Source organism: Klebsiella sp. CN_Kp106, assembly GCF_040064575.1.
Lineage (GTDB): Bacteria > Pseudomonadota > Gammaproteobacteria > Enterobacterales > Enterobacteriaceae > Klebsiella > Klebsiella michiganensis.
The window spans coordinates 123,459-149,670 of the sequence record NZ_JBEAIG010000001.1; the positions used below are offsets into that span (position 1 = coordinate 123,459).

A 26,212-nucleotide genomic window follows, 5' to 3' on the forward strand; every position below is an offset into this window, starting at 1 on the left:
CTCCGGGATATAGAATCAAGTGCTAAGCTTTAATAACTTAACGTGCTAAGGGTTTATTGCAAGCAGGATTTCTTATTCCGCGCGGGGTTTTCATCTGATTTATTCATAGCGATTTAACGGCGAAGCGGACGAGTTTTACTATCACCTGAACCAGGAAACGTCTTACATTCTCTGCCTTTTATTAACCATGAAGCACAATACTCATTTATAAAGCCTAAATAAGCAGATAAAACATCAAAGAAGAGGCGCAAGGATGATATTTTCAACTTTGCGGTTTTTAAGCGGATTTGATGTGAGAACAGGGGCGGGTGGGCAGTGCCCAATAGCGCCAGGCTGGCCGGACTACCGTCCCTCAGACGCGGGGAAATCGGTAGCGCGGACAGGTGCACAGCACCGCCTCCGGAGGAGGCGGTTGCGAGGTTAAAGCAGAAAAGGTTAGTGGCTCAGCGCGCCGTTAATCAGGATCGACGTAATAATCCCGGTCGCGGCGGCAATCAGCACATAGTTACCGTCAATATAGGACCAGTGCTGCCCGTGCGGCGGTGCCGGTAATCCGCGATCGTTCCAGTCGTTTATCCGGTAATCATTGCCGCGATAACGTTCCGGAGCCGGCTGACCTTTGCGAAAATCATGGCCGTTCCACGCGAAATGGTCCCGCTCATGGCGCTCCTGATGAGAGTTACCCTGCGGCCCCTTGTCACCGCGCGACGGGCCACGGTTATCGTCGTTACCCTGATGATTGTTGGCCTGCGGCCCCTTGCCCGGCCCCTGCTGACGGTTGCCGTCCGGGCCGCCGCGGCCGGCGTCTTGCTGCCAGACCTGCTGCTGACCGTGGTTGTTGCCGCCAGGACCATCCGCCCAGGAGACGGAAGTCAAAGCACAAGATAGAATAATCGCCAGTGAAAGAATCTTTTTCATAATACACCTCCTGATATATTTCCTTTGTACCGGGAAAATGTGGAGGAATAGTGAGTAACAATATAACCAGGACAATTCCTGGCTTATACCTTTCATCTTTTAAGGCGCATGTCCTGGCTGCATGCATTCCCCCCGTTCACCTGGCGACCGGTGCTCCCGGGGACTTATAAATTCGCCGCCGCTGTGCGGCTAAAAATCCAGGGAGAGAGCATGATAACGTTTTTAAAATATTATCCCGACGCTGAACAAAGCGCACCAAATAACAAAAAAGGCCGCTTTCGCGACCTTTTTTAGAAAATAGCCAGAGATTACTCAGTGACTTTGGTTTTTAGCTCTTCGGCACCCTGCTTGGTTTTATCCCAGCCTTCTTTGCTGACCTCTTTGGTCTTATTCCAGCCTTTTTCGGTGCCTTCTTTAGTCGCGTTCCAGCCCTTCTCAGTCCCTTCTTTGGTCTTATTCCAGGTTTTCTGCGCGCCTTCGCTGACTTCGCTGCCTACGCTGTCGCTTTTGCCTTCTGCCGCGTGTTTGGCTTTCAGCTGCTGCTCTTCACCCTGGTGCTGGGCCTCGTGCAGTTTTTCTTTCGCGGTGTTCGCCCCTTCATGGGCCGCCGCGACGGTATCGTCGGTTGCGTGTGTCGTTGTTGCAGCAAAAACAGGAGCTGCTACCAGAATCGCAGATAACGCAATCATTGCTTTTTTCATAATGTCCTCTCTCGCTAACGAACTTAATGTTATGAGTCGCATTTAGCATGGCACAAGATTTTACCGCCTGGCTTTAGGGATTGTTCTTAAAACTGATTTCGGACTTTTCTATCGACTTTTGGTCTGCCGCGTCCCGCTTCTGAATGCGCGAATAAATTCCAACAAATTTGTTACATTTTAAGTCATTTGCCGTTGATATACTTGCCGTTTATGTTTACACGAGAATAATTCTCAGAATCATTATATTTATAAATTAGCAAACGGAACGCATATTATGGCAAGAAAATCAGTAGGTTCGTTCATCCTTACTGCCCTGATTTCCACTCCTCTCTGTAGCTTTGCCGCGCAATATCCGCTCACCGTCACCGATCTCGACGGCCGCGCGATTACGCTCCAGCATGAGCCACAGCGCATTATCCTGCAGGATGGTCGCGATATTATGGCCATGGCCCTGCTCGACCGCGACAACCCCTTCAGGCGCGTCGTGGCATGGAATAACCTGGCCAGAAAACAGGACATCAATACCTGGAAAATGCTGCAAGAGAAGTGGCCGCAATCCGCTCAGATCCTCGATATGGGCTTTAGCGATAAGGGCAACGTTGACCTTGAGAGCGTCATTTCCCGCCAGCCGGACCTGATGATCGCCCAGCTTCGCGCGAAGCCCGCGCTGGAGGAGAGCGGTGTCATCAGCAAGCTCAGCGCGCTGAATATTCCCGTGCTGTTCGTCGATTATGAAATCAACCCCGGCAAAGACACCGCCCCGAGTATCGATCTGCTGGGGAAAGTCCTTAACCGTGAAGAAAACGCCAAAGCCTATACCGACTATTACCGTCAGCAGCTGGACGCCATCCGCCAGAAAACCGCGAACATCACGCCGAAGGCTAACGTTTTTGTCGAGGCGCTGGCGGGTAATAGCGATGCCTGCTGCTTTACCCACGGCCACAACGGCTGGGGTGGTCTGGTCGAAGCCGTCGGCGCGAACAATATCGGCTCGCAGCTGCTGCCGGGCGCTTCCGGCTTTGTGTCGCTGGAAAAAGTGATTAGCATGAAGCCGGATGCCTATATTATGACCGGTTCAAAACGCGGGAATAGCCAGGTGCTGCCGCTCGGTTTACAGGCCGATCCCCAGGAGGTCAATCGTCAGGCGGAGCGGCTGCTGTCGCGCACCGGCGTGAGCAACATCCCGACGATTGAAGCAAAACGCGCTTACGGCATTTACCACCACTTCTACAACCATCCGTGGAATATCGTCGGGATGGCGTATCTGGCGAAGGATATCTATCCCCAGACCTTCAGCGACCTCAACCCTGACGATAGCTGGCACTACATTGTCCGTCATTTCACCACCCTTCCCGATCTGCCGTTTGTTTTTTCCTGGCAACAAGGTGAGTAATTAGCCATGAGTCTCTCTCCTGAATCCGATATCGTCGCGTTCGGCCTCGATAGCCGTGACGTAATGGCAAACTACCGTCACATTGTGCGCCGCCGCGCCATCATGCTGCTGCTGCTGACGCTGTTGATTGTCGCCTCGCTGCTGCTCGACTTCGTGATGGGGCCATCCGGCCTGTCGCTGCAGGCGCTTTGGCAAACCCTTACCGACCCGGCCAGCGCCAGCGCCGGGACGCGGGCGATCGTCTGGGATATCCGCATGCCCTATGCGCTGATGGCGATCGTCGTCGGCCTGGCTCTCGGCCTCGCCGGGGCGGAAATGCAGACCATCCTTAACAATCCGCTGGCGAGCCCGTTTACGCTCGGCGTCTCCTCGGCGGCGGCATTCGGCGCGGCGCTGGCTATCGTGCTGGGGATAGGGATTCCCGGCATTCCCGGCCAGTGGTTTGTCTCGGCCAACGCTTTTATCTTCGCTCTGCTGGCGGCGCTGCTGCTGGACGGTATTACGCGCTGGACCCAGGTCGCCACCTCCGGCGTCATTCTGTTCGGGATCGCGCTGGTGTTTACCTTCAATGCGCTGGTATCGATGCTGCAGTTTGTCGCCAATGAAGATACCCTCCAGGGGCTGGTGTTCTGGACGATGGGCAGCATTGACCGCGCCTCATGGCAAAAGGTGGGGATCCTGCTTGCGATACTGGCGGTCGTCATGCCGCTATCAATGCGCAGCGCGTGGAAGCTGACCGCGCTGCGCCTCGGCGAGGACCGGGCCGTCAGCTTCGGCATCAACGTGCGCCGCCTGCGCCTGACCACCCTGCTGCGCATCAGCGTTCTGTCGGCGATTTCGGTGGCGTTCGTTGGCCCAATCGGTTTTATCGGCCTGGTGGCGCCGCATATCGCCAGGCTGGTTTTCGGCGAAGATCACCGCTTTTACCTGCCGGCCAGCGCGTTAATCGGCGCCCTCGTCCTGTCGCTGGCTTCGGTTGCGGCAAAAAACCTGATTCCCGGCGCAGTGATTCCGGTGGGCATCGTCACCTCGCTGGTGGGGGTGCCTTTTTTCCTGAGCATCATTTTGCACCATCGGGGGCACGTATGAGCCATGTTGTATCCGGACTGGCGCTGACCCATTTCAGCGCCGGTTATCCCAGACGTCAGGTGATCCGCGACCTGACGGTACCGCGGCTGCAGCGCGGTAAAATCACCGCGCTGCTCGGCCCCAACGGCAGCGGGAAATCCACCCTGATGCGGGCGATGGCCGGGCTGGGGCCGTCCGCGGGCGAGCTGTCGCTGGACGGTGAGAATCTGCTTGCCCTCCCCTTTGCCCGGCGTGCGGAAAAAGTGGTCTACCTGCCGCAGACGCTGCCCGCCGGCGTGCACTTGCGGGTGCTGGAGTCGATTATTGTCGCTCAACGCGCCGCCGGAGGAGCGCACAGCCCGGAAAATCAGGCACAGGTGATGTCTCTGCTGCGCCAGCTAGGCATTGAACATCTGGCGCTGAGCTATCTCGACCGGCTATCCGGCGGGCAGAAGCAGCTCGTCGGCCTGGCGCAATCGCTTATCCGTCAGCCAGCCCTGCTGCTGCTGGATGAGCCCCTTAGCGCGCTGGATTTAAACTATCAGTTCCACGTGATGGATCTGGTGCGTGAGGAGACGCAGAGGCGCAACATCATCACGCTGGTGGTGGTTCACGACATCAATATCGCCCTGCGCCACGCGGATCACGTGCTGATGTTGAAAGAGGGACAACTGCTGGGGGACGGTGCGCCGGCCGAGGTGATTACCCCGCAGGCTCTGGCTGCGGTTTACGGCGTGCGCGGGCGCATCGAGCCCTGTTCTCAGGGGGTGATGCAGGTGATTATCGACGGTCTGGCGGCGGGGGCTTAAGCGGCTGCGGCGTTGAACATCAAGCCCTGAGATCCCCTCTCTCCAGGGCTTTGCCGGAGGCGGCGCGCTGCGCCTCTCCGGCCTACCGCGTTATGCCGCCATCTCGCCCGCCGCCACCGGAAGCCCCTCCCGCCTGGCCGAATCATCACTCTTTTGCTAACCAGCTCACGTTTTTATGCCCTGATTGGCACTTTTCCGCCCGTGACGTTCCCCTCATTCTGTCGCTATGCTTTAATGTGCTAAACCGGTTTAATTAAGTTTAGCTATGGAGAATTTTCAACATGAATGCAAAAGTTTGGGTTCTGGGAGACGCGGTAGTGGACCTGCTGCCGGAGAGCGAAGGCCGCCTGCTGCGCTGCCCCGGCGGCGCCCCGGCTAACGTGGCGGTCGGTATCGCCCGCCTTGGCGGCGACAGCGGATTTATCGGCCGCGTCGGCGACGATCCGTTTGGCCGCTTTATGCGCCATACCCTGCAACAGGAGCAGGTCGACGTCAGCCATATGCGCCTCGACGGCCAGCACCGTACCTCCACCGTGGTGGTCGACCTGGACGATCAGGGGGAACGTACCTTTACCTTTATGGTGCGCCCCAGCGCGGACCTGTTTCTTGCGGAAGAAGACCTGCCGCAGTTTACCGCCAACCAGTGGCTGCACGTCTGCTCCATCGCGCTCAGCGCCGAGCCCAGCCGCAGCACCACCTTCTCGGCGATGGAAAGCATCAAACATGCCGGCGGCCGGGTCAGCTTTGACCCCAATATCCGCCCGGACCTCTGGCAGGATCAGGAGCTACTGCACGCCTGCCTCGATCGCGCCCTGCGCATGGCCAACGTGGTGAAGCTGTCGGAAGAGGAGCTGGTATTCATCAGCGGCAGTGATGATTTAGCCTACGGAATCGCCAGCGTGACCGAACGCTATCAGCCTGAACTGCTGCTGGTGACCCAGGGCAAAGCCGGCGTACTTGCCGCCTTTCAGCAGCAGTTTACCCATTTCAGCGCCAAGCCCGTTGTCAGCGTGGACACCACCGGCGCGGGCGACGCATTTGTCGCCGGACTGCTCGCAAGCCTTGCTGCCAACGGGATGCCGACGGATATCGCTGCGCTGGAACCGACGCTCACGCTGGCGCAAACCTGCGGCGCCCTGGCGACAACGGCGAAAGGCGCCATGACCGCCCTGCCATACCAGCGCGATCTTAATCGCCAGTTTTGATCCTTCAGGCCGCCGCGCGCGGCCCACTTTGTTGCATCCATCACATTTATTAAACCGGTTTAGCAAAATCCATTTCAAAATGTTAAGGGTCATGCTTAACATAGCGCCTAAACCGGTTTAGCAAAAAACAACATTTTACATTTTCCTTTCGGGATGCAACCAGCATGTATAAAAAAAGCACACTCGCCGTCCTTATCGCTTTGCTAACCGGCGCCGCCTCAGCCCACGCGCAAACGGATCTCAGCACGATCGAAGCCCGTTTGATCGCCCTGGAAAAACGCCTGCAGGAGGCGGAAAACCGGGCGCAAACTGCGGAAAACCGCGCCGAGTCGGCGGAGAAACAGGTCCAGCAGCTCATCGCGCAGCAGCAGAAAAATCAGGACACGACGCAGGAAGTGGTTCAACGTACCGCCAAACTCGAGAAGAAGGCCGATGAGAAAAGCGGCTTTGAGTTTCACGGCTACGCCCGCTCCGGCGTGATAATGAATGATTCCGCCGCCAGCACCAAATCCGGCGCCTACATGACGCCAGCGGGGGAAACCGGCGGGGCTATCGGTCGTCTGGGAAACCAGGCCGATACCTATGTTGAAATGAACCTTGAACACAAGCAGACCCTGGATAATGGCGCGACGACCCGCTTCAAAGTGATGGTCGCCGACGGACAAACCACTTATAACGACTGGACGGCAAGCAGCAGCGATTTGAACGTTCGTCAGGCCTTTGTCGAACTGGGCAACTTGCCCACCTTCACAGGGGCGTTTAAAGGCTCCACCCTGTGGGCCGGGAAACGCTTCGACCGGGACAACTTTGATATTCACTGGATTGACTCTGACGTTGTGTTCCTCGCCGGTACCGGCGGCGGTATTTACGACGTCAGGTGGAACGACAGCATCCGCAGCAACCTCTCGCTTTACGGGCGCAATTTCGGCGATATTGCTGACTCGAGCAACAGCGTGCAGAACTATATCCTCAGCATGAACAACTTCATCGGTCCGGTGCAGGTGATGGTCAGCGGGATGCGGGCAAAAGACAACGACGACCGTCAGGATACCAACGGTAACCCGGTCAAAGGCGATGCGGCAAATACCGGTGTACATACGCTGCTCGGCCTGCACAACGACAGTTTTTACGGTCTGCGTGAAGGCACCAGCAAAACCGCCCTGCTCTACGGTCACGGCCTGGGCGCGGAAGTTAAAGGTATCGGCTCTGACGGCGCGCTACGGTCGGGAGCCAACACCTGGCGCTTCGCCAGCTATGGCACCACCCCGCTCAGCGAAAACTGGTCTATCGCCCCGGCGATCCTGGCGCAAAGCAGTAAAGGCCGTTATGCCGATGGCGACAGCTATCAGTGGGCCACGCTCAACATGCGCCTGATCCAGGAGATCAACCAGAACTTCGCTCTCGCTTACGAAGGCAGCTACCAGTATATGGATCTCAAACCCGAAGGTTATAACGATCGTCATGCGGTAAACGGTAGCTTCTACAAGCTCACCTTCGCCCCGACATTTAAGGTCGGCAGCATCGGTGATTTCTTCAGCCGCCCTGAAATCCGCCTTTACACCTCGTGGATGGACTGGAGCAAAAAACTGAATAATTACGCCAGCGATGACGCGCTGGGCAGCAATGGTTTTACCTCGGGCGGCGAATGGTCGTTCGGTATGCAGATGGAAACCTGGTTCTGACGGTGAACGCCTGACGACAGGCCCCTCCGGGGCGACGACGCGCCTTTCATCGCCCCGGACACAATAACGACGCAGAGACTGCGCCCCCCGTTAACGCGGGACGACAACACGAATTTTTTTACGCATTCAGAGGGTACTATGGATTTTGAACAGATTTCCCGCTCGCTGCTTCCGCTTCTGGGAGGCAAGGAAAATATCGCCAGCGCCGCGCACTGCGCCACGCGCCTGCGCCTGGTGCTGGTCGATGACGCGCTGGCCGACCAGCAGGCTATCGGCAAAATTGAAGGGGTTAAGGGCTGTTTCCGCAATGCCGGGCAGATGCAGATTATTTTCGGCACCGGGGTGGTGAATAAAGTCTACGCCGCCTTTATTCAGGCGGCAGGTATAAGCGAATCCAGCAAATCGGAGGCCGCCGACATCGCGGCGAAAAAGCTTAATCCTTTCCAGCGCATCGCGCGCCTGCTGTCGAACATCTTCGTACCGATTATCCCGGCTATCGTCGCCTCCGGCCTGCTGATGGGCCTGCTGGGGATGGTCAAAACCTACGGCTGGGTTGATCCGAGCAACGCCCTCTACATCATGCTGGATATGTGCAGTTCGGCGGCGTTTATCATTCTGCCAATCCTGATTGGCTTTACCGCGGCCCGCGAATTCGGCGGTAACCCCTATCTCGGCGCGACGCTCGGCGGCATTCTGACCCACCCGGCGCTGACTAACGCCTGGGGCGTGGCCGCCGGTTTCCATACCATGAACTTCTTCGGCCTCGAAATCGCCATGATCGGCTATCAGGGGACGGTGTTCCCGGTGCTGCTGGCGGTGTGGTTTATGAGCATCGTTGAGAAGCAGCTGCGCCGCGCGATCCCCGATGCCCTGGACCTGATCCTGACGCCGTTCCTGACGGTGATTATTTCCGGTTTTATCGCCCTGCTGATTATCGGCCCGGCCGGTCGCGCGCTCGGCGACGGCATTTCGTTTGTCCTCAGCACCCTGATTAGCCACGCCGGCTGGCTCGCCGGGCTGCTGTTTGGCGGTCTCTATTCGGTCATCGTCATTACCGGTATTCACCACAGCTTCCACGCCATCGAAGCCGGACTGCTGGGCAACCCGTCCATCGGGGTCAACTTCCTGCTGCCGATCTGGTCCATGGCCAACGTCGCCCAGGGCGGCGCCTGCCTGGCGGTATGGTTTAAAACCAAAGACGTCAAAATCAAAGCCATTGCGCTGCCCTCGGCGTTTTCCGCTATGCTGGGCATCACCGAGGCGGCGATTTTTGGTATCAACTTACGCTTCATGAAGCCGTTTATCGCGGCGCTGATCGGCGGCGCGGCGGGCGGCGCGTGGGTCGTGTCAGTGCACGTCTATATGACCGCAGTCGGCCTGACGGCGATTCCCGGCATGGCCATCGTGCAGACCAGCTCGCTGCTGAACTACATTATCGGCATGGTCATCGCCTTTGGCGTCGCTTTCGTCGTCTCTCTGCTGCTGAAATACAAAACGGACGCTGAATAATGTCACTACCATCACGTCTGCCTGCGATTTTGCAGGCCGTTATGCAGGGCCAGCCGCGCGCGCTGGCCGATAGCCATTATCCGCGCTGGCACCATGCGCCGGTGACCGGGCTGATGAACGACCCCAACGGCTTTGTCGAGTTTGCCGGGCGCTATCATCTGTTCTACCAGTGGAACCCGCTCGCCTGCGATCATAAGTTCAAGTGCTGGGCGCACTGGAGTTCAGAGGATCTGCTGCGCTGGCGGCATGAGCCTATTGCGCTGATGCCGGATGAAGAGTACGACCGCAACGGCTGCTACTCCGGTAGCGCGGTGGATAACAACGGTACGCTCACCCTGTGCTATACCGGCAACGTGAAGTTTGACGACGGCGGCCGAACCGCGTGGCAGTGCCTGGCGACGGAAAACGCCGACGGTACCTTCCGCAAAATCGGTCCGGTCCTGCCGCTGCCGGAGGGCTATACCGGCCACGTGCGCGACCCGAAGGTCTGGCGGCATAAAGACCGCTGGTACATGGTACTGGGTGCGCAGGATCGGCAAAAGCGCGGTAAGGTGCTGCTGTTCAGCTCCCCGGACCTTCATCAGTGGCGCAGCGAGGGCGAAATCGCCGGCTACGGCATTAACGGCCTGAGCGACGCGGGCTATATGTGGGAGTGTCCGGATCTGTTTCCGCTCGGCGACCAGCATATTCTGATCTGCTGCCCGCAGGGGATTGCCCGCGAAGAAGAGCGCTTCCTCAATACCTATCCGGCGGTGTGGATGGCCGGTAGTTTCGACGACCATCGCGCCGCGTTCAAACACGGCGAGCTGCACGAGCTGGACGCAGGGTTTGAGTTTTATGCCCCGCAAACCATGCACACCAGCGATGGCCGCCGCCTGCTGGTCGGCTGGATGGGCGTCCCGGACGGCGAAGAGATGCTTCAGCCGACGCTTGCCAGCGGCTGGATCCACCAGATGACCTGCCTGCGCGAGCTGGAATTTATCGACGGCCGGCTCTACCAGCATCCGCTGCGCGAGCTGACCGCCCTGCGCGGGGAGGCGCACGGCTGGCAGGGGAACGCACTGCCGCTGGCGCCGATGGAAATCGCCCTGCAAGCCGCCGGCGACGACGCGCTAAGCCTTGATTTCGGCGGCGCGTTAACCCTGGAGCGCGACGCCAGCGGTATCCGTCTGGCGCGACGCAGCCTCGCCAGCGACGAAATGCACTATCGCTACTGGCGCGGCGAGGTGCGCTCGCTGCGGATTTTCATCGATCGGTCGAGCGTGGAGATTTTCATCAACGACGGCGAGGGGGTGATGAGCAGCCGCTGCTTCCCGGATTATCCGGCGCAGCTGATTTTCTCCGGCAGCGCGCCGGATGCATTCTGCTACTGGCCGCTGCGAACATGCATGATAGAATAAGCGTTTTGCTTTCAGGCTCATGGCGTCGTAATGAAAACCAAACGCGTAACCATTAAAGATATCGCCGAACTGGCGGGCGTTTCCAAAGCGACCGCCAGCCTGGTGCTGAACGGTCGTGGCAAGGAACTGCGCGTGGCGCAGGAAACGCGCGAGCGCGTGCTGGCGATTGCCCGCGAGCAGCACTATCAGCCGAGCATTCACGCCCGCTCGCTGCGCGATAACCGCAGCCACACCATCGGCCTGGTGGTGCCGGAGATCACCAACTACGGCTTTGCGGTCTTTTCCCATGAGCTGGAGATGCTGTGCCGCGAAGCGGGCGTCCAGCTGCTGATCTCCTGTACCGATGAAAACCCCGGTCAGGAGAGCATGGTGGTCAATAACATGATTGCCCGCCAGGTCGACGGCCTGATCGTCGCCTCCTGTATGCACAGCGATGCCGACTACCTGAAGCTCAGCGAACAGCTGCCGGTGGTGCTGTTTGACCGCTGTCCTACTGAAAGCGCGCTGCCGCTGGTGATGACCGATTCGATTACCCCGACGGCGGAGCTGATTTCCCGCATCGCGCCTCAGCATCACGATGAGTTCTGGTTTTTAGGCGGCCAGCCGCGTCTGTCGCCCTCCCGCGATCGCCTGGCCGGGTTTACGCAGGGTCTGACTCAGGCGGGCATTGCGCTGCGCCCGGAGTGGGTGATCAACGGCAACTATCACCCCAGCTCCGGCTATGAGATGTTCGCCGCCCTCTGCGCGCGCCTGGGCCGGCCGCCAAAGGCGCTGTTTACCGCCGCCTGTGGTCTGCTGGAAGGGGTGCTGCGCTATATGAGCCAGCACCATTTGCTGGATTCAGACATCCACCTGGCAAGTTTTGACGATCACTATCTCTATGATTCGCTGTCGCTGCGTATTGATACCGTCCAGCAGGACAACCGCCAGCTGGCCTGGCACTGCTACGATTTAATCAGCCAGCTGATTGACGGCAATACGCCTGAGCCGCTACAGCGCTACCTGCCGGCGACGCTGCAGTTTCGGCATCGGTGATTCACGCATCCAGTCCCGCGATCCGCACCAGATGAACGGTGAGCCACAGCAGCTCGTTGCCGCCGAGGGTGATATCGAGCTGGGCTTTGACGTAATCGCGGATTAGCAGCGCGCAGCGGTATGCGTCCGGATACGCCTTAATCACCTGCACCAGCAGAAAACTGTCCCGCGCGCCGTCCAGCTCCCCCTCCTGTAAACGCTGGAGGAAAAACTGCATATGGACCAGAAAGCGCGAGTAGTTTATCGAGTCGGTGTCTATCTGCTGCTTAAAGTGGTACTGCACGAGATTAAAAATATCCTTCAGCATTTTCACCGACTGCATGGTCTGCGCCACGTCGTCGCCCTCGCTCTGGCCGTTTACCAGATGAAAGGCGATATTCCCGGCTTCCTCCTCCGGTAGTTCGATCCCGTACTGCTGACGAATAATCGTCACCGCCTCGCTGGCGACGCGGAATTGCTGCGGATAAAAACGCCTGACTTCCGGCAGCAGGCGATTTTGAATGGCGATCCCTTTACGGCTGCGCTCGATGGCAAAGGTCAGGTGGTCGGCGAGGGTAAAGAAAATCTGCTCGCGAACCTTGCCGGCGAGCTGCAGATTGGCGCGGGAAATAATCATCGCCGCCATTTCGATGACCTCATCCGGAATGGCGGAGAGCGCCTCAAGATAGCCGCTGCGCGCGCCGAGCGTCTGGGTCACGAACAGCTTCTCTATCTTCTCCGGGGCGATCTCGTCCCCGGGTCTGCTATTGAAACCAATGCCTTTCCCCATGACGATAACCTCCCTGTTATCGTCATCCGTAGAGAGCACGAGGCTATTATTGAGCACCTTCTGAACAATCATCTCTGCGACTCGTCGTGGTTGCCGTTCTGCGCGATGACATCCTTATACCACCAGAAGCTGCGTTTGCGGATCCTTTGCAGGTGCTTCAGGTCATCCTCGCCGCGATCGACATAAATAAAACCGTAGCGCTTGGCGTATCCCTGGTGAGTGCTGACCACGTCAATCGCCGCCCACGGGCAGTAGCCCATCAGCTCGACGCCGTCGGCTATCGCCAGCCGCATTTGCTCGATATGCGCCTGTAAGAAGGCGATGCGATAGTCATCATTTACCGTCCCGTCATGCTCCAGCTTGTCCGGCGCGCCCATCCCGTTTTCGCTAATCAGAATCGGCAGACCGTAGCGCTCGCACACTTTACGCAGCGTCAGGCGCAGCCCCACCGGGTCAACAACCCAGCCGTAGGGGGTTTTGCCAACCCACGGATTTTCCGCCGGACGATAAACCCCCTCTTCGCCCAGCATAATTTGCTGATCGCCCGCGCGGGGCGCAACGTCGCCGCCGTCGCCCCGGCTGGCGGCAATGGTGGCGGTCGAGTAGTAGTTAATGGCGATAAAGTCCGGCCTCCCCTGCTGCAAAATCAGCGCATCTTCCGGCTGCACCTCCGGCGCAAGGCCGCGATCCTGCATATAGGCCCACGCCAGGGCGTTGTAGCGCCCATGCACCGCAACATCCAAAAAGCTCCAGCAGCGCAGCGTCTCCCAGTTATGCGCGGCGATGGCGTCCTCCGGCTTACAGCTTTCGGCGTACATCGACGTGGTGTTTATCGCCGGGCCGATGCGCAGCCCGGGGAACTCACGGTGGCACAGGGCGAAGATCTGCGCCTGGGCCAGCATCATATGATGATTCTGCTGGTACAGCGCCTTCTTATCCGGCAGTTCACGATCGGCGGGCACGCCAATCGCGCCGGGATGCAGAATCATGGTGTTCTGTTCGTTGATGGTCAGCCAGAGCGGAACTTTGGCGGCAAATTCGCTGAACAGCAGCCTGGCATAGCGCACGAATGCCTCCCCGGTTTTGCGGTTCAGCCAGCCGCCTTTTAGCTCCAGCGCCCACGGCAGATCGAAGTGGTAGAGCGTCACGATGGGGGTGATCCCGTGGCGCGTCAGGGCGTCGATCAGGCGGTGATAAAAGGCCAGCCCATCCGGATTCACCGGGCCATCGCCGTCAGGTATCACCCGCGACCAGGCCACCGAAAAACGGTAGGCCTTCAGCCCCATCTGCGCCATCAGCGCGACGTCCTCCTCCACCCGGTGATAGTGGTCGCTGGCGATGCGGAAGTCCGCCGTTCCCGGCGGATGGCTGAGCATGTCGACCACCGACGGCCCTTTACCGTCTTCATTCCACGCGCCCTCAACCTGATAGGCCGAGGTGGAGGCGCCCCACAGAAAACCGTCCGGGAACCGGGCCTGCTGTTGATAAATCATACCTGCGCCTCCTTAGCGGATTGCACCATCAGGGGTTCGCCGTAATCCACCTGCGCGGCGGCGGTGAGGCGCAGAGCGCGCTGCGCGTCGCCGTTGACCACAATCACCGGGGTAATCAGGTCGTATCCGGCCTGTTCGATGGCGGGAATATCAAAGCGGATCAGCGCCTGTCCCGCTTCCACCTTATCACCCACCTTCAGCGTAGAGCTAAAGTGCTGGCCGTTAAGATTGACGGTGTCGATACCGATATGGATCAGCAGCTCAAGACCGCTGTCGCTCTGCAGGCCAACGGCGTGGCAGGAGGGCAGAAACATCATTACCGTGCCGCTAAACGGCGCGCGCAGTACCCCTTCTTCGGGACGAATCGCCAGCCCCTCGCCCAGCAGGCCGCCGGAAAAGACGTCGTCGTTCACGTCGCTGAGCGCCACCACCTGGCCGCGCAGCGGGCTGAATACTTCCGTCTCCCCCTCGCTTGTCGGGCTGACCGCAGGCTGCGGCGTCTCGCTCACCGCGTCTTGTTCCTCAGGAACGTCTTTAAAAGCGATAAACCAGGTCAGGGTAAAGGTCACCACGATGGAAATCGCGCAGGTCACCAGCGCATGGACGATGTTCATCGGGTTTTCGCCGATAAACGCCGGCAGCGCAGCGAGGCCTGGCGAGACAAACGCGTAGCGCACCAGCCCGCTCACCCCGGCGTAGACCCCGGCGCAGCCGCCGCCGATCATCGCGGCAATCAGCACCCGGCGGAACTTGAGCAGCACCCCGTACAGCGCCGGTTCGGTGATCCCCAGCAGCGCGGTAAAGCCCGACGAAGAGGCCAGCTGGCGCAGGTTGCTATTTTTGGTTTTCAGCGCCACGCACAGCGTCGCCGCTCCCATCGCCACGTTGGATGCCAGCATCCCCGGGCCGTTAATCATCTCGTAACCGCTTTTACTCAGCTGACCGGTGGCGATCGGCGTCATCGCCCAGGCGGTGCCGGTAATGATCAGGAAGGGCTGCAGGGTGCCCATCAGCATCGGGATTAACCAGCTGGCGTGGCGGTCGATAGCGCCCGCCCCGGCGGCGACCAGATCGTTAAGCAAAATGCCCGCCGGGCCGACCACCACCAGCGCCAGCGGCGCGGTAATCAGCAGAATCAGCATCGGCTTAACGAAAAACTTGATAATCGATGGCGACACTTTTTCGGCGAAGCGCTCCACCCACGACATCAGCCACACGGTCAGAATAATCGGCAGCACCGAACCGGCGTAATCGGAAAGCAGGACGTTGATGCCGACAAAATCGACCGCTTTACCGGCCGCCAGCATCTGGCCGATGCCCGGATGCAGCAGCACGCCCGCGAGGGTCATCGCCAGAATCGGATTGCATTCAAACTTCAGCGACGCGCCGTAGGCCAGCAGCACCGGCAGGAAGAAGAAGGCGGCGTCGGCAATAATATTCAGCAGCTGATACGTCGAGCTGGTTTCGCTAATCACCCCCGTGAGCTTGAGAATGGCCAGCAGCGCTTTAATCATCCCCGCGCCGGTAATCGCCGGGATCACCGGGGTAAAGGTGGTCGAAATGACGCTGATAATCCGGGCGACGATGCCGGCCGGCTTCGCGTTTTTATCGCCGCCTGCCGGGCCTTTCTTCTCCGGCAGCGCCTTATTAAGCCGCCGGTAAACCTGCTGCACCTCGTTGCCGATCACAATCTGGAACTGGCCGCCCTTCTCCACCACGCTGATCACGCCGGGGAGGGAGCCAATCTGCGCATCGTTAACCTTTGCGCGGTCATTGAACTCCATGCGCAGCCGGGTCGCGCAATGGGTGAGCATGCGGATATTTTCCGCACCGCCCACCGCGTGGAGGATTTTGTCTGCTGTTTCGTTATAGTTCATAGTGTTCCCTGGTGTTGGGGCAAAAAAAAAGACCAAAACAGAGACGCTCCCCTTGGCGGGAGAGCATTTCTATTTTGGTCTTGCCTGCTTTCGCAGTAGCACGCCATCATAAAAATGGGTTATTTCGGCGGATTATCTAAGCGCCCCTGCGTAATGACAATGGCGACCGAACAAAAGTGTGAACTGGATTAAGTAAATTCTTAAGTAAATATCAACCGAGGGCCTGCTGGCGTAGCCAGCTCTGCAATAGCTTACCGTTGGGAGTCATCTCGCTATCCTGACGCACGCAGAGATAATAATCCCGGCCATCATCAATTGCCGCATCGAAGATTTTCACCAGCTCACCGCGCTTCAGATAGGGAGCGATCAGCGGCTCGCGCATGAGCGCGCAGCCCAGCCCTGCCTGTACGCCAGCCAGGGTCAACAGGCCATCCTCAAACAGCGGCCCGGTCGAGCGCGGCGGGCGCTTCACGCCCTGCTGCACAAACCACTGATTCCAGGTCGTGCGCTCCTCATCGTGCAGCAGCGGCATCTGCAACAGCTGTTCCGGGGTATCAATATGCCCGTGCAGGCGCAAAAAGGCCTGGCTGCATACCGGCACCATTTTGCCGGAAATCAGCTTTTCGCTTTGATAGCCCACCCAGTGACCGTTGCCAAAGCGGATCGACATATCGGAAGCGTCGCTAAGATAGTTGCGGTGGTTAGCATAAACCACGTTGATTTCGGTATGCGGGTTCGCGTGCACGAACGACGGCAGGCGGGGAATAAACCAGCCCATGCCAAACAGCGGGATCAGGCTGATCGTCACCTGCTGGGTTTGCACCTGCTCGACCAGATGCTCGGTGGCCTGACGCAGCACGTTAAACGCCGCGCGGATCGAGCGATAATACTCCCGCCCCTGCTGGCTGAGAGTCAGCCGCCGCCCCTGCCGTTCGGTAAGCGGGATCTGCAAATAGCCCTCCAGCACCTTAAGCTGATGACTGACCGCCGAAGGCGATATCGCCAGCTCCTGCGCCGCCAGGGTCACGCTGCCCAGGCGTGCGATCGCCTCGAAGGCGCGCACCGCCCGCAGCGGCGGATCGTTGGCCAACGTACTCTCCGACCAGCTAACCGGCGCTTCTGATTGTTCTGTTTTTTTCATATGTTGATTTTCTTAGCGCATTGCGCTATCCGGCGAGTTATTAAATTATATTTAAAATCATAAGGATAGTTAACCACACATTTATAATAAGAAAGAATATATGCGTATTTTACAATTTAATTCATTTGTTGGATGGTAGCTATTATTTGAGCATCTTGTCGGAACAATCAGTTGGACACACTCATACAACAAATCATCAACGGGGTCATGCTCGGCAGCATCTACGCCCTGATCGCGCTCGGCTATACCATGGTGTACGGCATCCTGCGCATTATTAACTTTGCCCACGGCGACATTCTGATGGTCGGCGCGTTGACCACCCTTTCCGGGATGCACGCCCTGAACGCGCATTTCCCTACTCTGCCACCGCTGGCGCAGCTCGGGCTGGCGCTGCTGCTGGCCATGACGGTCTGCGCCCTGCTGGCGATGGCGGTCGAACGCTTTGCCTACCGCCGCCTGCGCAACGCCCCGCGCCTGGCGCCGCTGATCTCCGGGATCGGCGTCTCGGTGCTGCTGCAAACCGTGGCGATGATCGTCTGGTCGCGCAATCCGCTGATGTTCCCGCAGATCCTGCCAATGGATGCGATCGCCGTGACCCACGGCAACGCAGCGCATCCACCGGCTCTCGTTACCGTCACCGGAATCGTCACCGTCGCGCTGGCCTTCGCGGTGATGCTTGGCCTGTGGCTGCTGGTGGAGTACACCCGTTTAGGTCGCGGTATGCGCGCGGTAGCGGAAAATCCGCGCATCGCCACGCTAATGGGCGTTAATCCTAACGCAATTATCGCCCTCACTTTCGCCATCGGCGGCATATTCGCCGCGCTGGCTGGCGTGATGATGGCCAGCAACTACGGCAATGCCAGCTTCTCCATGGGCTTTCTGCCCGGCATTAAAGCCTTTACCGCCGCGGTGCTCGGCGGCATCGGCAATATTCGTGGCGCGATGATCGGCGGCCTGCTGCTGGGCCTTATCGAATCCCTTGGCGCAGGCTATCTCGGCGACCTGACCCACGGCGTCTTCGGCAGCAACTACCAGGATATTTTCGCCTTTATGGTGCTGATCCTGGTGCTGGTCCTCCGCCCTGCCGGTTTGCTCGGCGAACGCGTCGCGCACCGGGCTTAGGAGAAAAATCATGACAACGGCACAACTCGATACGCCTGTCGTCTCCCGCCGCTTCTGGTCCGGGATGACCCTGTTGGTCTGCGCGCTGCTGGTAGCGCCGATGGTCGCCAGCCAGCTCGGCGGCAACTACTGGGTGCGGGTCATCGACTTCGCCCTGCTCTACGTTATGCTGGCGCTGGGGCTGAATATTGTGGTCGGCTACACCGGCCTGCTGGATATGGGCTTTATCGCCTTTTACGCCGTCGGCGCGTATCTGGCGGCGCTGCTGGCCTCACCGCATCTACTGGACGTCTTCCCGATTTTAAATAGTTGGTTTCCGGACGGCCTGCACACCTCCTGGCTGGTGATTATTCCGCTCGCCGCGCTGGTGGCGGCAGGCTGCGGTATCGTGCTGGGCGCGCCGACGCTGAAGCTACGCGGCGACTATCTGGCCATCGTCACCCTCGGGTTCGGCGAAATTATCCGCATCCTGATGCGCAACCTCGACCGTCCGGTCAACATCACCAACGGCGCAAAAGGCATTTCCGGGGTCGATTCGCTGAATCTGTTCGGCCTCAAGTTTAGCGGCGTTTATCACTGGTTTGGCTTTAAAGTCCCGGCGCTGTGGCTGTGGTACTACCTGCTGATGCTGGTGATTGTGGCGATTATTTTCGTCTGCCTGCGGCTGCAGCATTCGCGCATTGGCCGGGCCTGGCACGCCATCCGCGAGGATGAAGACGTCGCCCGCGCGATGGGCATCAACCTGCGGAACTACAAACTGCTGGCTTTCGCTATCGGCGCCTCATTCGGCGGCGTGGCGGGCGCGCTGTTCGGCGCATTTCAGGGCTTCGTTTCACCGGAATCTTTTACCCTGCAGGAGTCGATAGCGGTCCTGGCGATGGTGGTGCTGGGCGGGATGGGGCATATCCCCGGCGTGATCCTAGGCGCGGTGCTGCTGACCGCGCTGCCGGAGCTGCTGCGCAGCCAGGCGGCGCCGGTACAGCAGGCGCTGTTTGGCGAAGTGCTGATTGACCCGGAAGTGCTGCGCCAGCTGTTCTACGGCCTGGCGCTGGTGCTGGTCATGCTGCTGCGCCCTCAGGGCATCTGGCCCGCGCGACATCAAGGAGCGAAAGCATGAGCCTGTTAAGCGTACGCCATATGACGAAGCGTTTCGGCGGTCTGACGGCGGTCGACAACGTATCGCTGAGCATTAATCAGGGTGAAATCTACGGCCTGATCGGCCCCAACGGCGCGGGGAAAACCACCTGCTTTAACCTGATTACCGGGCTCTACCCGGCGGACAGCGGCGAGTTCGCTATCGGCGGCGAAGCCTATTCTCCGAACAATATTGAGAAAGTGACCGCCGCGGGCATCGCCCGCACCTTCCAGAACGTGCGGCTGTTTAACGACATGTCGGTACTGGAAAACGTCATGGTGGGCCGCCATGTCCGCACCCGCAACGGCCTGTGGGCCGCGATCTCCCGTCATAAACGCGCCCGCGCCGAGGAGACGCAAACCCGCGAGCTGGCCTGGCACCTGCTGGACTATACCGGCATCGCGCAGTTCGCCCACTATCGCGCCTGCGACCTCGCCTACGGCCACCAGCGGCGGCTGGAGATTGCCCGCGCGCTGGCCACCGAACCGCGCCTGCTGGCGCTGGATGAACCGGCGGCCGGGATGAACGCCGCCGAGAAGATGGCCCTTGGCGAACTGCTGCTGCGCATTCGCGACGACGGCAAAACGCTGCTGATGATCGAGCATGACGTCAAGCTGGTGATGGGGATCTGCGATCGCCTGATGGTGCTGGATTACGGCAAAACGTTAACCAGCGGCACGCCGGATACCGTACGCCGCGATCCGGCGGTGATCGCCGCCTGGCTGGGAGGCAATGTCCATGTCTGATTTATTAACCGTTAACCAGCTTAGCGTCCACTACGGCGGCATCCAGGCGGTGCGCGACGTCTCATTCAGCGTGAAAGAGGGCGAGCAGACCACGCTTATCGGCGCCAACGGCGCGGGCAAAAGCTCCACCGTCCGCGCCATTACCGGGCTGGACCCCTTTCGCGGCGAAATTCTGTTTAACGGCAAGCCGATCCGCAAACGTCGGGCCGAATCCCTGTTGCGCGAAGGTCTCGTGATGGTGCCGGAAGGACGCGGCATCTTTGCGCGCATGACGGTGCTGGAAAACCTGCAAATGGGCGCCTGGCTCCGACGCGACGCGGCGGCGGTAAAGCAGGAGATGGGCGCCATCTTCGCTAATTTCCCGCGCCTCGCCGAACGCCAGCATCAGCTGGCGGGGCTGCTCTCCGGCGGTGAACAGCAGCTGCTGGCGCTCAACCGCGCCCTGCTCAGCCAGCCGCGCCTGCTGATCCTCGACGAGCCGTCAATGGGCCTGGCGCCGCTGATGGTCGAGAACATTTTTCGCGTTATCGCCACCCTGCGCCAGCGCGGCGTCGCGCTGCTGCTGATCGAGCAGAACGCACGTCTGGCGCTGGAGGCGACCGACAGCGCCTGGGTAATGGATAGCGGCAGCATCGTCGAGCGCGGTCCGTCGCAGACGCTGCTGGCCGACGATCGTATTGCACAGATTTATTTGGGCGAAATGCCCGTTTAACACACCAACCAGCATCAGGGAAAAACAATGAAAACCGTAAAAATCAGCGCGCTCAGCGCCGCTATTCTGCTCAGTGGTTTTGCCTCATCCGCCGCGTGGTCCGCGGCCAGCGAAACCGTTATTATCGGCCTGGCTGGCCCGCTCACCGGCCCTTCCGCGCGTATCGGCAAGGATCTGGAAAACGGCGCGCAGCTGGCGATTGACGATATCAACAAGCAGCACCCGACCATCGGCGGCAAGGCGGTAACCTTCAAGCTGCAATCGGAAGACGATCAGTCCGACCCACGCACCGCCGTTGCCGTCGCCCAGCGTCTGGTGGATAGCGGCGTCGCGGGCGTCGTCGGCCACTGGAACACCGGCACCAGCATTCCCGCTGCGCGGGTTTATCACGATGCGGGCATCGCCCAGGTCGCGCCGGTCGCCACCGGGCACGCCTACACCAAACAGGGTTTCGACACCAGCTTCCGCGTGATGGGCCACGACGATGACGGCGGGCAGTTTGCCGGACAGTACGCGGTACAAACCCTGAAGGCCAAACGCATCGCGGTCATCGATGACCGTACCGCCTTCGGCCAGGGGCTGGCGGATGAGTTTATTAAGTCGCTGGAAGCGCAGGGAATCAACATCGTCGACCGCCAGTACGTCGATGACAAAACCGTCGACTTCAGCGCCGTGCTGACCGCGATCCGCAGCAAAAACGCCGACCTGATTTTCTTTGGCGGCGTCGATAGCCAGGCCGCCCCGCTGGCGCGCCGCATCAAACAGCTGGGTATGAACGCCACCCTGATGGGCGCAGGCGGCTTCGTTAGCCAGACCTTCCTCCAGCTGGCGCAAAAAGAGGGCGACGGCGTGGTGGCGCTGGAGCCGGGGCTGCCGGTCGAGCAGATGCCGGGCGGTAAAGCCTTCGAGCAGGCCTACCAGTCGCGCTATCACACCCATATCGAACTGCACGCGCCGTTCGCCTATGACGCTACCCGCGTGCTGGTCGCGGCGATGGAAAAAGCCGACTCCGTCGACCCTGCCGACTATCTGCCCGCCCTGCGCGCCATTAACTACGCCGGCGTGACCGGACAAATCGCCTTTGATAAAGAGGGCAACCTGAAATCGCCAACCTTTACCGTTTATAAAGTCGTCGACGGAAAATGGCAGCCGCAAACCGTACTCGGCGGCGCAACAACGAAGTAACGCAGTGAGGCAATGTGATGAGTGATAATAACGAGCTGGGCATTCTCGCCCGCCGCAAAATTGAAGCAGAAATAATCAAGCCGATTTACGCCATCCTGGTGCGCGAGATAGGGAAAGCTCGCGCCCAGGCGGTCATCGGCGAAGCGATTGAAAACGCCGCCATTGAGGCGGGAAAAGCGTTTGCCCGCCAGGAGCCGAACGGTGCGGATATCCAGAGCTTTGTCGCGCTGCAGTATCTGTGGGAGAAAGATAACGCCCTGGAAGTCACGGTGCTGGACGCCGACGACCAGCAGTATAACTACAACGTGAACCGCTGCCGCTACGCCGAGATGTACCACGAAATGGGCCTCGGCGAGATTGGCCACCTGCTCTCCTGCGCCCGCGACGATAAATTTATCGTCGGCTACGCCCCGGACGTGGAGCTGACCCGCACCACCACCATCATGCAGGGCGGTAAATGCTGCGACTTCCGCTATCGCGTGCAAAAGGACAAGTCATGATAACCGTCAACGGCGCACGTCTGTGGTCGACGCTCAACGAGATGGCGCTGCTCGGCGCCACGCCGGCGGGCGGCGTGACCCGGCTGGCGCTCAGCGAAGAGGATCGTCAGGCGCGCGACCTGCTGCGCCAGTGGGCTCAGGAGGCCGGCTTTCCCTGCGACGTCGACAGCATGGGCAATATGTTTATTCGCCGCGCCGGTAAAAATTCGCAGTTAGCCCCGGTGCTGACCGGTTCCCACGTCGACTCCCAGCCGCTCGGCGGCCGCTATGACGGCATTTACGGCGTCCTCGCCGGGCTGGAGGCGCTGAGCACGCTGAACGATCGCGGCATTGAGACCGAACGCGATATCGTGCTGGTGAACTGGACCAACGAGGAAGGCGCGCGCTTTGCCCCGGCGATGCTGGCGTCCGGCGTGTGGGCCGGGCAGTTTAGCGAAGCTTTCGCCCTCGCCCGCGAAGATCGCGACGGCATCAGCGTTGGCGCGGCGCTGGAGGCTATCGGCTATCGCGGGGAGCGTCCTGCCGCCGCCTTCCCGCTCCACGCCTGCTACGAAGTGCATATCGAACAAGGGCCGATTCTGGAAGAAGAAGGCGTTGATATCGGCCTCGTTCACGCGGCAATGGGCCAGCGCTGGTTCAACGTCACTCTGGAGGGCTTTTCCGCCCACGCAGGAACCACGCCGATGGGCAGCCGCCGCGACGCGCTGACCGCCTTCGCCGAGCTGGCGCTGGCGGTGGAGCAAATCGGTATCGCCCATAATCCAGACGGGCGTGCGACTATCGGCATGGCGCAGGTCATTCCGGGATCGCGCAACGTGGTGCCGGGAGGCGTGGCGTGCAGCGTCGAGTTTCGTCATCCGCAATCCCCGGCGCTGGAAGCGATGGAACTCGCCCTGCATCGCGCCGCTGAAGCGCTGGCGGCGCGCGGCGTGACGGCAAACGTCGAGCGTATTTTTGATTACGCGCCCATTGCCTTTGATACCGGATGTCTGGCGCGCAGCCAGCGGGCGGCGGACGAACTGGGCTATAGCGCGCGAACCATGGTTTCCGGCGCCGGGCACGATACCTGCTATATCAGCAAGGTCGCGCCCGCCAGCATGATTTTCATTCCCTGCGAGAAGGGAATTAGCCATAACGAAGCGGAGAACATTCTGCCGGAATGGGCGGAGAAAGGGGCGAACGTGCTGCTCAACAGTTTACGTCTTGCCGCGGATGAGCCCGCTTGCGGCGCGACGTAAAGCGCGATACAGCCCACGCCAGCCAAGGCCGTGGGCTATTGCCGATCAATGCTTTTTGCGGTTGCGGCGCATATCGATAGTCACCGCCGCGACGATAATGATGCCTTTGATAATATCCTGCACGTAGGCGTCGACGCCGACAAAGGTAAACCCGCTTTTAATCAGGCCGAGGATCATCGCGCCGATTAAGGTCCCGGTGATGCGCCCCACCCCGCCCATCAGGCTGCTGCCGCCGATAACCGCCGCGGCGATAGCATCCAGTTCGTAGGACATGCCCATGCTCGACTGCCCGCTGCTGACGCGCGCCGCCAGCACCACGCCCGCCAGGCCGGAGAGCGCCCCGGCGATGGCATAGACGATCACCAGGTATTTATTCACGTTGATACCGGAGACCTTGGCCGACGTCATGTTACCGCCGATAGCGTAAACGTATTTACCGTAGCGGGTATGCTTCAGGGCGATATGGAAGACCGCGGCGACGACGAAGAAAATAATCACCGGCATCGCCCCCTGGCCGATGGCGGTAAAGCTGTCGGATAAGAAGCTGATTGGGTTGCCCTGGGTGTAGTACTGCGCCAGACCGCGCGCCGACACCATCATTCCAAGCGTCGCGATAAACGGCGGGATGCCGGTGCGGGTCACCAGAAAACCGTTGGTTAAGCCGCACAGAAGACCGACGCCGATGCCGGCGCCAATCGGGATAATCGCCGGCATATTGACCAGCGACGGGAACATCGGCGACAGGCTATCGGAGGTTTGCGCGAGGCTTGCCGCCACCACGGCGGCGAGAGCGATCACCGAGCCGGAGGAGAGGTCAATGCCGGTGGTAATAATGACCTGGGTGACCCCGACGGCGATAATACCGATAATCGCTACCTGCAAAACAATTAATATCAGGCGATTGGTGTTTAATAAAAAGGACTGGTCGCGGACGTACCAGCCGGCAATTTCAAACGTCAGGGCAATCACCAGCATGACGATAAATATCCCGGTATCTTTCGGCAGCCGGTGGCGTAATTGCCCAAAGAAAGAGGGTTTCTCAGTGATCGGGGTCGCCGTTATTTTCATATTGCTCATTCTCTGTGCCTCAATGGGATGCCAACGACAAAATGGTTTCCTGGTCGGCGTCCTCTTTATTGAGGATGCCGGTAATACGCCCTTCATGCATGACCATCACCCGATCGCTCATCCCGAGAATCTCCGGCAATTCTGAAGAGACCATAATCACCGCCACGCCGCGGTTGGCCAGCTCGCTGATCAGATGGTAAATTTCCGCTTTCGCCCCGACGTCGATTCCGCGCGTCGGCTCATCGAGAATCAGTATTTTCGGCTGGGCCAGCAGCCAGCGGGCAATCAGTACCTTCTGCTGATTACCGCCGCTGAGGTTATTAATAATCTGATCCATGGTGGGGGTTTTAATATTCAGGCGGCGGATCTGCTCCATGCAGTCTTCGGCCATTTTGAGGTGCTGAACAAAGCCGGTTTTACCGATATATTCCGGCATTTTGACGATGCTCATATTCTCCAGCACCGACAGTACGAGAAACAGTCCGGACTTTTTGCGGTCTTCCGTCAGCAGCGCCATCCCTTTTTCAATCGCCGTCGAAGGCGAGTCAATCGTGACCGGCACTCCCTCAATCAGCACTTCGCCGCTATCGGCTTTATCCATGCCGAACAGGCTCTCCATCACTTCGCTACGCCCGGCCCCCACCAGCCCCGCCACGCCGAGGATTTCGCCGCGGCGTACGCTAAAGTTGATATCGTGAAAGACCCCCTTGCGCGACAGATTGCGGACGGTCAGCACCTCTTCGCCAATGGCGTTATTGAACTTGGGAAAGAGCTGGGTGAGCTCCCGGCCGACCATCTGGGTGATCAGCGACTGACGGGTAAACTCGGTGGTATGTTTACTGCCGACCCAGGTGCCATCGCGAAATACGCTGATCTCATCGGTAATCGCGAAAATCTCATCCATTTTATGGCTGATATAAATAATGGCTTTTCCCTGCTGGCGTAAATCGCGAATAATGGTAAACAGATGCGCCACTTCGCTTTCGGTTAACGCCGAGGTCGGCTCATCCATAATCACAATATCCGCGTTCCACGAAACCGCTTTGGCAATTTCCACCATCTGCTGGGAGGCGATACTTAACTCCCCCACCAGCCGGTCGGCGGATAGCCGGATATTGAGTTTATCCAGCAGATCCTGCGTCTGGCGGGCAAGCTGGCGATGATCGACAAAACCGTATTTCATCGGCTCGCGGCCGAGCCAGATATTTTCCGCCACCGTCATATGCGGCACCAGATTCAGCTCCTGGTGGATCATCGAGATCCCGGCGCGCAGCGCGTCCATCGTATCCTGAAACTGGACCGGCTCCCCTTTAACGCGAATCGCGCCCTTATCGGGACGGTAGATCCCGATCAGGCATTTCATCAGCGTGGATTTTCCGGCGCCGTTTTCGCCCATCAGCGCGTGCACCGTCCCCGGGCGCACGCGTAATGAGACGTTGTCGAGCGCCTTCACGCCGGGGAAGAATTTGCTGATCCCTTCGGCTTCAAGTGCAAAAGCGTTCATAC

23 protein-coding genes are annotated in these 26,212 nt (G+C 59.4%); 15 read left to right on the forward strand and 8 right to left on the reverse strand.

Annotated features, from left to right (window positions below):
* Positions 1–435 precede the first annotated feature (435 nt).
* A complete protein-coding gene (locus tag ABLU96_RS00515; RefSeq protein ID WP_014228264.1) occupies positions 436–918 on the reverse strand; it encodes an RcnB family protein in 483 nt (160 codons plus the stop codon).
* Between the two features lie 308 nt (positions 919–1,226).
* Positions 1,227–1,619, reverse strand: coding sequence for a hypothetical protein (locus tag ABLU96_RS00520; protein WP_004130158.1), 393 nt, complete (start codon positions 1,617–1,619; stop codon positions 1,227–1,229).
* Positions 1,620–1,893: 274 nt separating this feature from the next.
* Here ABLU96_RS00520 and ABLU96_RS00525 point away from each other — a divergent pair, with 274 nt between their 5' ends.
* From ABLU96_RS00525 to ABLU96_RS00560, 8 genes are all read left to right on the forward strand, one after another.
* Complete coding sequence (locus tag ABLU96_RS00525; RefSeq protein ID WP_009654147.1) at positions 1,894–3,012, forward strand: ABC transporter substrate-binding protein; 1,119 nt, start codon at positions 1,894–1,896, stop codon at positions 3,010–3,012.
* Positions 3,013–3,018: 6 nt separating this feature from the next.
* Positions 3,019–4,101: an iron ABC transporter permease gene (locus ABLU96_RS00530; protein ID WP_064405468.1), complete on the forward strand. Its 1,083-nt coding sequence runs from the start codon at positions 3,019–3,021 to the stop codon at positions 4,099–4,101.
* A complete protein-coding gene (locus ABLU96_RS00535) occupies positions 4,098–4,889 on the forward strand; it encodes an ABC transporter ATP-binding protein (RefSeq protein ID WP_025107094.1) in 792 nt (263 codons plus the stop codon). The genes ABLU96_RS00530 and ABLU96_RS00535 overlap by 4 nt, the downstream gene beginning before the upstream one ends.
* A gap of 281 nt (positions 4,890–5,170) precedes the next feature.
* Positions 5,171–6,094, forward strand: coding sequence for an aminoimidazole riboside kinase (locus ABLU96_RS00540; protein ID WP_025107095.1), 924 nt, complete (start codon positions 5,171–5,173; stop codon positions 6,092–6,094).
* Positions 6,095–6,258: 164 nt separating this feature from the next.
* Positions 6,259–7,776 (forward strand): carbohydrate porin, encoded by a 1,518-nt coding sequence (locus ABLU96_RS00545; protein WP_064405466.1) that lies wholly within the window; start codon positions 6,259–6,261, stop codon positions 7,774–7,776.
* A gap of 138 nt (positions 7,777–7,914) precedes the next feature.
* Positions 7,915–9,285 carry a sucrose-specific PTS transporter subunit IIBC gene (locus tag ABLU96_RS00550; RefSeq protein ID WP_064405463.1) on the forward strand — a complete coding sequence of 457 codons (1,371 nt, stop codon included), beginning with the start codon at positions 7,915–7,917 and terminating at the stop codon, positions 9,283–9,285.
* Positions 9,285–10,685: a sucrose-6-phosphate hydrolase gene (locus tag ABLU96_RS00555; RefSeq protein WP_064405461.1), complete on the forward strand. Its 1,401-nt coding sequence runs from the start codon at positions 9,285–9,287 to the stop codon at positions 10,683–10,685. Before ABLU96_RS00550 ends, ABLU96_RS00555 begins: the two co-directional genes overlap by 1 nt.
* Positions 10,686–10,715: 30 nt before the next feature.
* The gene (locus ABLU96_RS00560; protein ID WP_032694592.1) at positions 10,716–11,720 is read left to right on the forward strand and encodes a LacI family DNA-binding transcriptional regulator; all 1,005 of its coding nucleotides are present in this window, start codon (positions 10,716–10,718) and stop codon (positions 11,718–11,720) included.
* 1 nt (position 11,721) lies between these two features.
* On the opposite strand, the gene ABLU96_RS00565 is transcribed toward ABLU96_RS00560, so the two are convergent.
* The 4 genes from ABLU96_RS00565 to ABLU96_RS00580 all read right to left on the reverse strand — a co-directional run bounded on the left by ABLU96_RS00565 (position 11,722) and on the right by ABLU96_RS00580 (position 17,000).
* Entirely contained in the window at positions 11,722–12,561 is an 840-nt protein-coding gene (locus ABLU96_RS00565) for a PRD domain-containing protein (protein ID WP_064405459.1), read from the reverse strand.
* A complete protein-coding gene (locus tag ABLU96_RS00570) occupies positions 12,558–13,982 on the reverse strand; it encodes a glycoside hydrolase family 1 protein (protein WP_064405455.1) in 1,425 nt (474 codons plus the stop codon). The genes ABLU96_RS00565 and ABLU96_RS00570 overlap by 4 nt, the downstream gene beginning before the upstream one ends.
* Complete coding sequence (locus ABLU96_RS00575; RefSeq protein WP_046876913.1) at positions 13,979–15,859, reverse strand: beta-glucoside-specific PTS transporter subunit IIABC; 1,881 nt, start codon at positions 15,857–15,859, stop codon at positions 13,979–13,981. The genes ABLU96_RS00570 and ABLU96_RS00575 overlap by 4 nt, the downstream gene beginning before the upstream one ends.
* A 211-nt stretch (positions 15,860–16,070) precedes the next feature.
* Positions 16,071–17,000: a LysR substrate-binding domain-containing protein gene (locus ABLU96_RS00580; RefSeq protein ID WP_025107100.1), complete on the reverse strand. Its 930-nt coding sequence runs from the start codon at positions 16,998–17,000 to the stop codon at positions 16,071–16,073.
* Between the two features lie 171 nt (positions 17,001–17,171).
* Here ABLU96_RS00580 and ABLU96_RS00585 point away from each other — a divergent pair, with 171 nt between their 5' ends.
* Genes ABLU96_RS00585 through ABLU96_RS00615 form a run of 7 tightly spaced genes read left to right on the forward strand, consistent with a single transcriptional unit; the run spans position 17,172 to position 23,638 of the window.
* Positions 17,172–18,122 carry a branched-chain amino acid ABC transporter permease gene (locus ABLU96_RS00585; protein ID WP_064405453.1) on the forward strand — a complete coding sequence of 317 codons (951 nt, stop codon included), beginning with the start codon at positions 17,172–17,174 and terminating at the stop codon, positions 18,120–18,122.
* Between the two features lie 10 nt (positions 18,123–18,132).
* Entirely contained in the window at positions 18,133–19,239 is a 1,107-nt protein-coding gene (locus ABLU96_RS00590; protein ID WP_046876915.1) for an ABC transporter ATP-binding protein, read from the forward strand.
* On the forward strand, positions 19,236–20,003 hold the full coding sequence (locus ABLU96_RS00595; protein WP_025107103.1) for an ABC transporter ATP-binding protein: 768 nt from the start codon (positions 19,236–19,238) through the stop codon (positions 20,001–20,003). Before ABLU96_RS00590 ends, ABLU96_RS00595 begins: the two co-directional genes overlap by 4 nt.
* Complete coding sequence (locus ABLU96_RS00600) at positions 19,996–20,715, forward strand: ABC transporter ATP-binding protein (protein ID WP_064405451.1); 720 nt, start codon at positions 19,996–19,998, stop codon at positions 20,713–20,715. Before ABLU96_RS00595 ends, ABLU96_RS00600 begins: the two co-directional genes overlap by 8 nt.
* Positions 20,716–20,742: 27 nt before the next feature.
* On the forward strand, positions 20,743–21,900 hold the full coding sequence (locus ABLU96_RS00605; protein ID WP_023320490.1) for a branched-chain amino acid ABC transporter substrate-binding protein: 1,158 nt from the start codon (positions 20,743–20,745) through the stop codon (positions 21,898–21,900).
* A 17-nt stretch (positions 21,901–21,917) separates the two neighbouring features.
* A complete protein-coding gene (locus ABLU96_RS00610; protein ID WP_025107105.1) occupies positions 21,918–22,400 on the forward strand; it encodes an L-2-amino-thiazoline-4-carboxylic acid hydrolase in 483 nt (160 codons plus the stop codon).
* A complete protein-coding gene (locus ABLU96_RS00615; protein ID WP_049082174.1) occupies positions 22,397–23,638 on the forward strand; it encodes a Zn-dependent hydrolase in 1,242 nt (413 codons plus the stop codon). The genes ABLU96_RS00610 and ABLU96_RS00615 overlap by 4 nt, the downstream gene beginning before the upstream one ends.
* A gap of 45 nt (positions 23,639–23,683) precedes the next feature.
* On the opposite strand, the gene ABLU96_RS00620 is transcribed toward ABLU96_RS00615, so the two are convergent.
* Both ABLU96_RS00620 and ABLU96_RS00625 read right to left on the reverse strand, forming a co-directional pair.
* Positions 23,684–24,706 (reverse strand): ABC transporter permease, encoded by a 1,023-nt coding sequence (locus tag ABLU96_RS00620; RefSeq protein WP_170873311.1) that lies wholly within the window; start codon positions 24,704–24,706, stop codon positions 23,684–23,686.
* Positions 24,707–24,725: 19 nt separating this feature from the next.
* Positions 24,726–26,210, reverse strand: coding sequence for a sugar ABC transporter ATP-binding protein (locus tag ABLU96_RS00625; protein WP_004848509.1), 1,485 nt, complete (start codon positions 26,208–26,210; stop codon positions 24,726–24,728).
* Positions 26,211–26,212: the final 2 nt, after the last annotated feature.

What these genes read in the sequence shown, in the direction of transcription:
- ABLU96_RS00525 (WP_009654147.1), top strand. Translation starts at nt 1,894, where the DNA reads ATGGCAAGAAAATCAGTAGGTTCGTTCATCCTTACTGCCCTGATTTCC.
- ABLU96_RS00615 (WP_049082174.1), top strand. Translation starts at nt 22,397, where the DNA reads ATGATAACCGTCAACGGCGCACGTCTGTGGTCGACGCTCAACGAGATG.
- ABLU96_RS00590 (WP_046876915.1), top strand. Translation starts at nt 18,133, where the DNA reads ATGACAACGGCACAACTCGATACGCCTGTCGTCTCCCGCCGCTTCTGG.
- ABLU96_RS00520 (WP_004130158.1), bottom strand. Translation starts at nt 1,619, where the DNA reads ATGAAAAAAGCAATGATTGCGTTATCTGCGATTCTGGTAGCAGCTCCT.
- ABLU96_RS00515 (WP_014228264.1), bottom strand. Translation starts at nt 918, where the DNA reads ATGAAAAAGATTCTTTCACTGGCGATTATTCTATCTTGTGCTTTGACT.
- ABLU96_RS00545 (WP_064405466.1), top strand. Translation starts at nt 6,259, where the DNA reads ATGTATAAAAAAAGCACACTCGCCGTCCTTATCGCTTTGCTAACCGGC.
- ABLU96_RS00530 (WP_064405468.1), top strand. Translation starts at nt 3,019, where the DNA reads ATGAGTCTCTCTCCTGAATCCGATATCGTCGCGTTCGGCCTCGATAGC.
- ABLU96_RS00625 (WP_004848509.1), bottom strand. Translation starts at nt 26,210, where the DNA reads ATGAACGCTTTTGCACTTGAAGCCGAAGGGATCAGCAAATTCTTCCCC.
- ABLU96_RS00580 (WP_025107100.1), bottom strand. Translation starts at nt 17,000, where the DNA reads ATGAAAAAAACAGAACAATCAGAAGCGCCGGTTAGCTGGTCGGAGAGT.
- ABLU96_RS00555 (WP_064405461.1), top strand. Translation starts at nt 9,285, where the DNA reads ATGTCACTACCATCACGTCTGCCTGCGATTTTGCAGGCCGTTATGCAG.
- ABLU96_RS00575 (WP_046876913.1), bottom strand. Translation starts at nt 15,859, where the DNA reads ATGAACTATAACGAAACAGCAGACAAAATCCTCCACGCGGTGGGCGGT.
- ABLU96_RS00610 (WP_025107105.1), top strand. Translation starts at nt 21,918, where the DNA reads ATGAGTGATAATAACGAGCTGGGCATTCTCGCCCGCCGCAAAATTGAA.
- ABLU96_RS00595 (WP_025107103.1), top strand. Translation starts at nt 19,236, where the DNA reads ATGAGCCTGTTAAGCGTACGCCATATGACGAAGCGTTTCGGCGGTCTG.
- ABLU96_RS00560 (WP_032694592.1), top strand. Translation starts at nt 10,716, where the DNA reads ATGAAAACCAAACGCGTAACCATTAAAGATATCGCCGAACTGGCGGGC.
- ABLU96_RS00535 (WP_025107094.1), top strand. Translation starts at nt 4,098, where the DNA reads ATGAGCCATGTTGTATCCGGACTGGCGCTGACCCATTTCAGCGCCGGT.
- ABLU96_RS00605 (WP_023320490.1), top strand. Translation starts at nt 20,743, where the DNA reads ATGAAAACCGTAAAAATCAGCGCGCTCAGCGCCGCTATTCTGCTCAGT.
- ABLU96_RS00550 (WP_064405463.1), top strand. Translation starts at nt 7,915, where the DNA reads ATGGATTTTGAACAGATTTCCCGCTCGCTGCTTCCGCTTCTGGGAGGC.
- ABLU96_RS00570 (WP_064405455.1), bottom strand. Translation starts at nt 13,982, where the DNA reads ATGATTTATCAACAGCAGGCCCGGTTCCCGGACGGTTTTCTGTGGGGC.
- ABLU96_RS00620 (WP_170873311.1), bottom strand. Translation starts at nt 24,706, where the DNA reads ATGAAAATAACGGCGACCCCGATCACTGAGAAACCCTCTTTCTTTGGG.
- ABLU96_RS00540 (WP_025107095.1), top strand. Translation starts at nt 5,171, where the DNA reads ATGAATGCAAAAGTTTGGGTTCTGGGAGACGCGGTAGTGGACCTGCTG.
- ABLU96_RS00600 (WP_064405451.1), top strand. Translation starts at nt 19,996, where the DNA reads ATGTCTGATTTATTAACCGTTAACCAGCTTAGCGTCCACTACGGCGGC.
- ABLU96_RS00565 (WP_064405459.1), bottom strand. Translation starts at nt 12,561, where the DNA reads ATGATTGTTCAGAAGGTGCTCAATAATAGCCTCGTGCTCTCTACGGAT.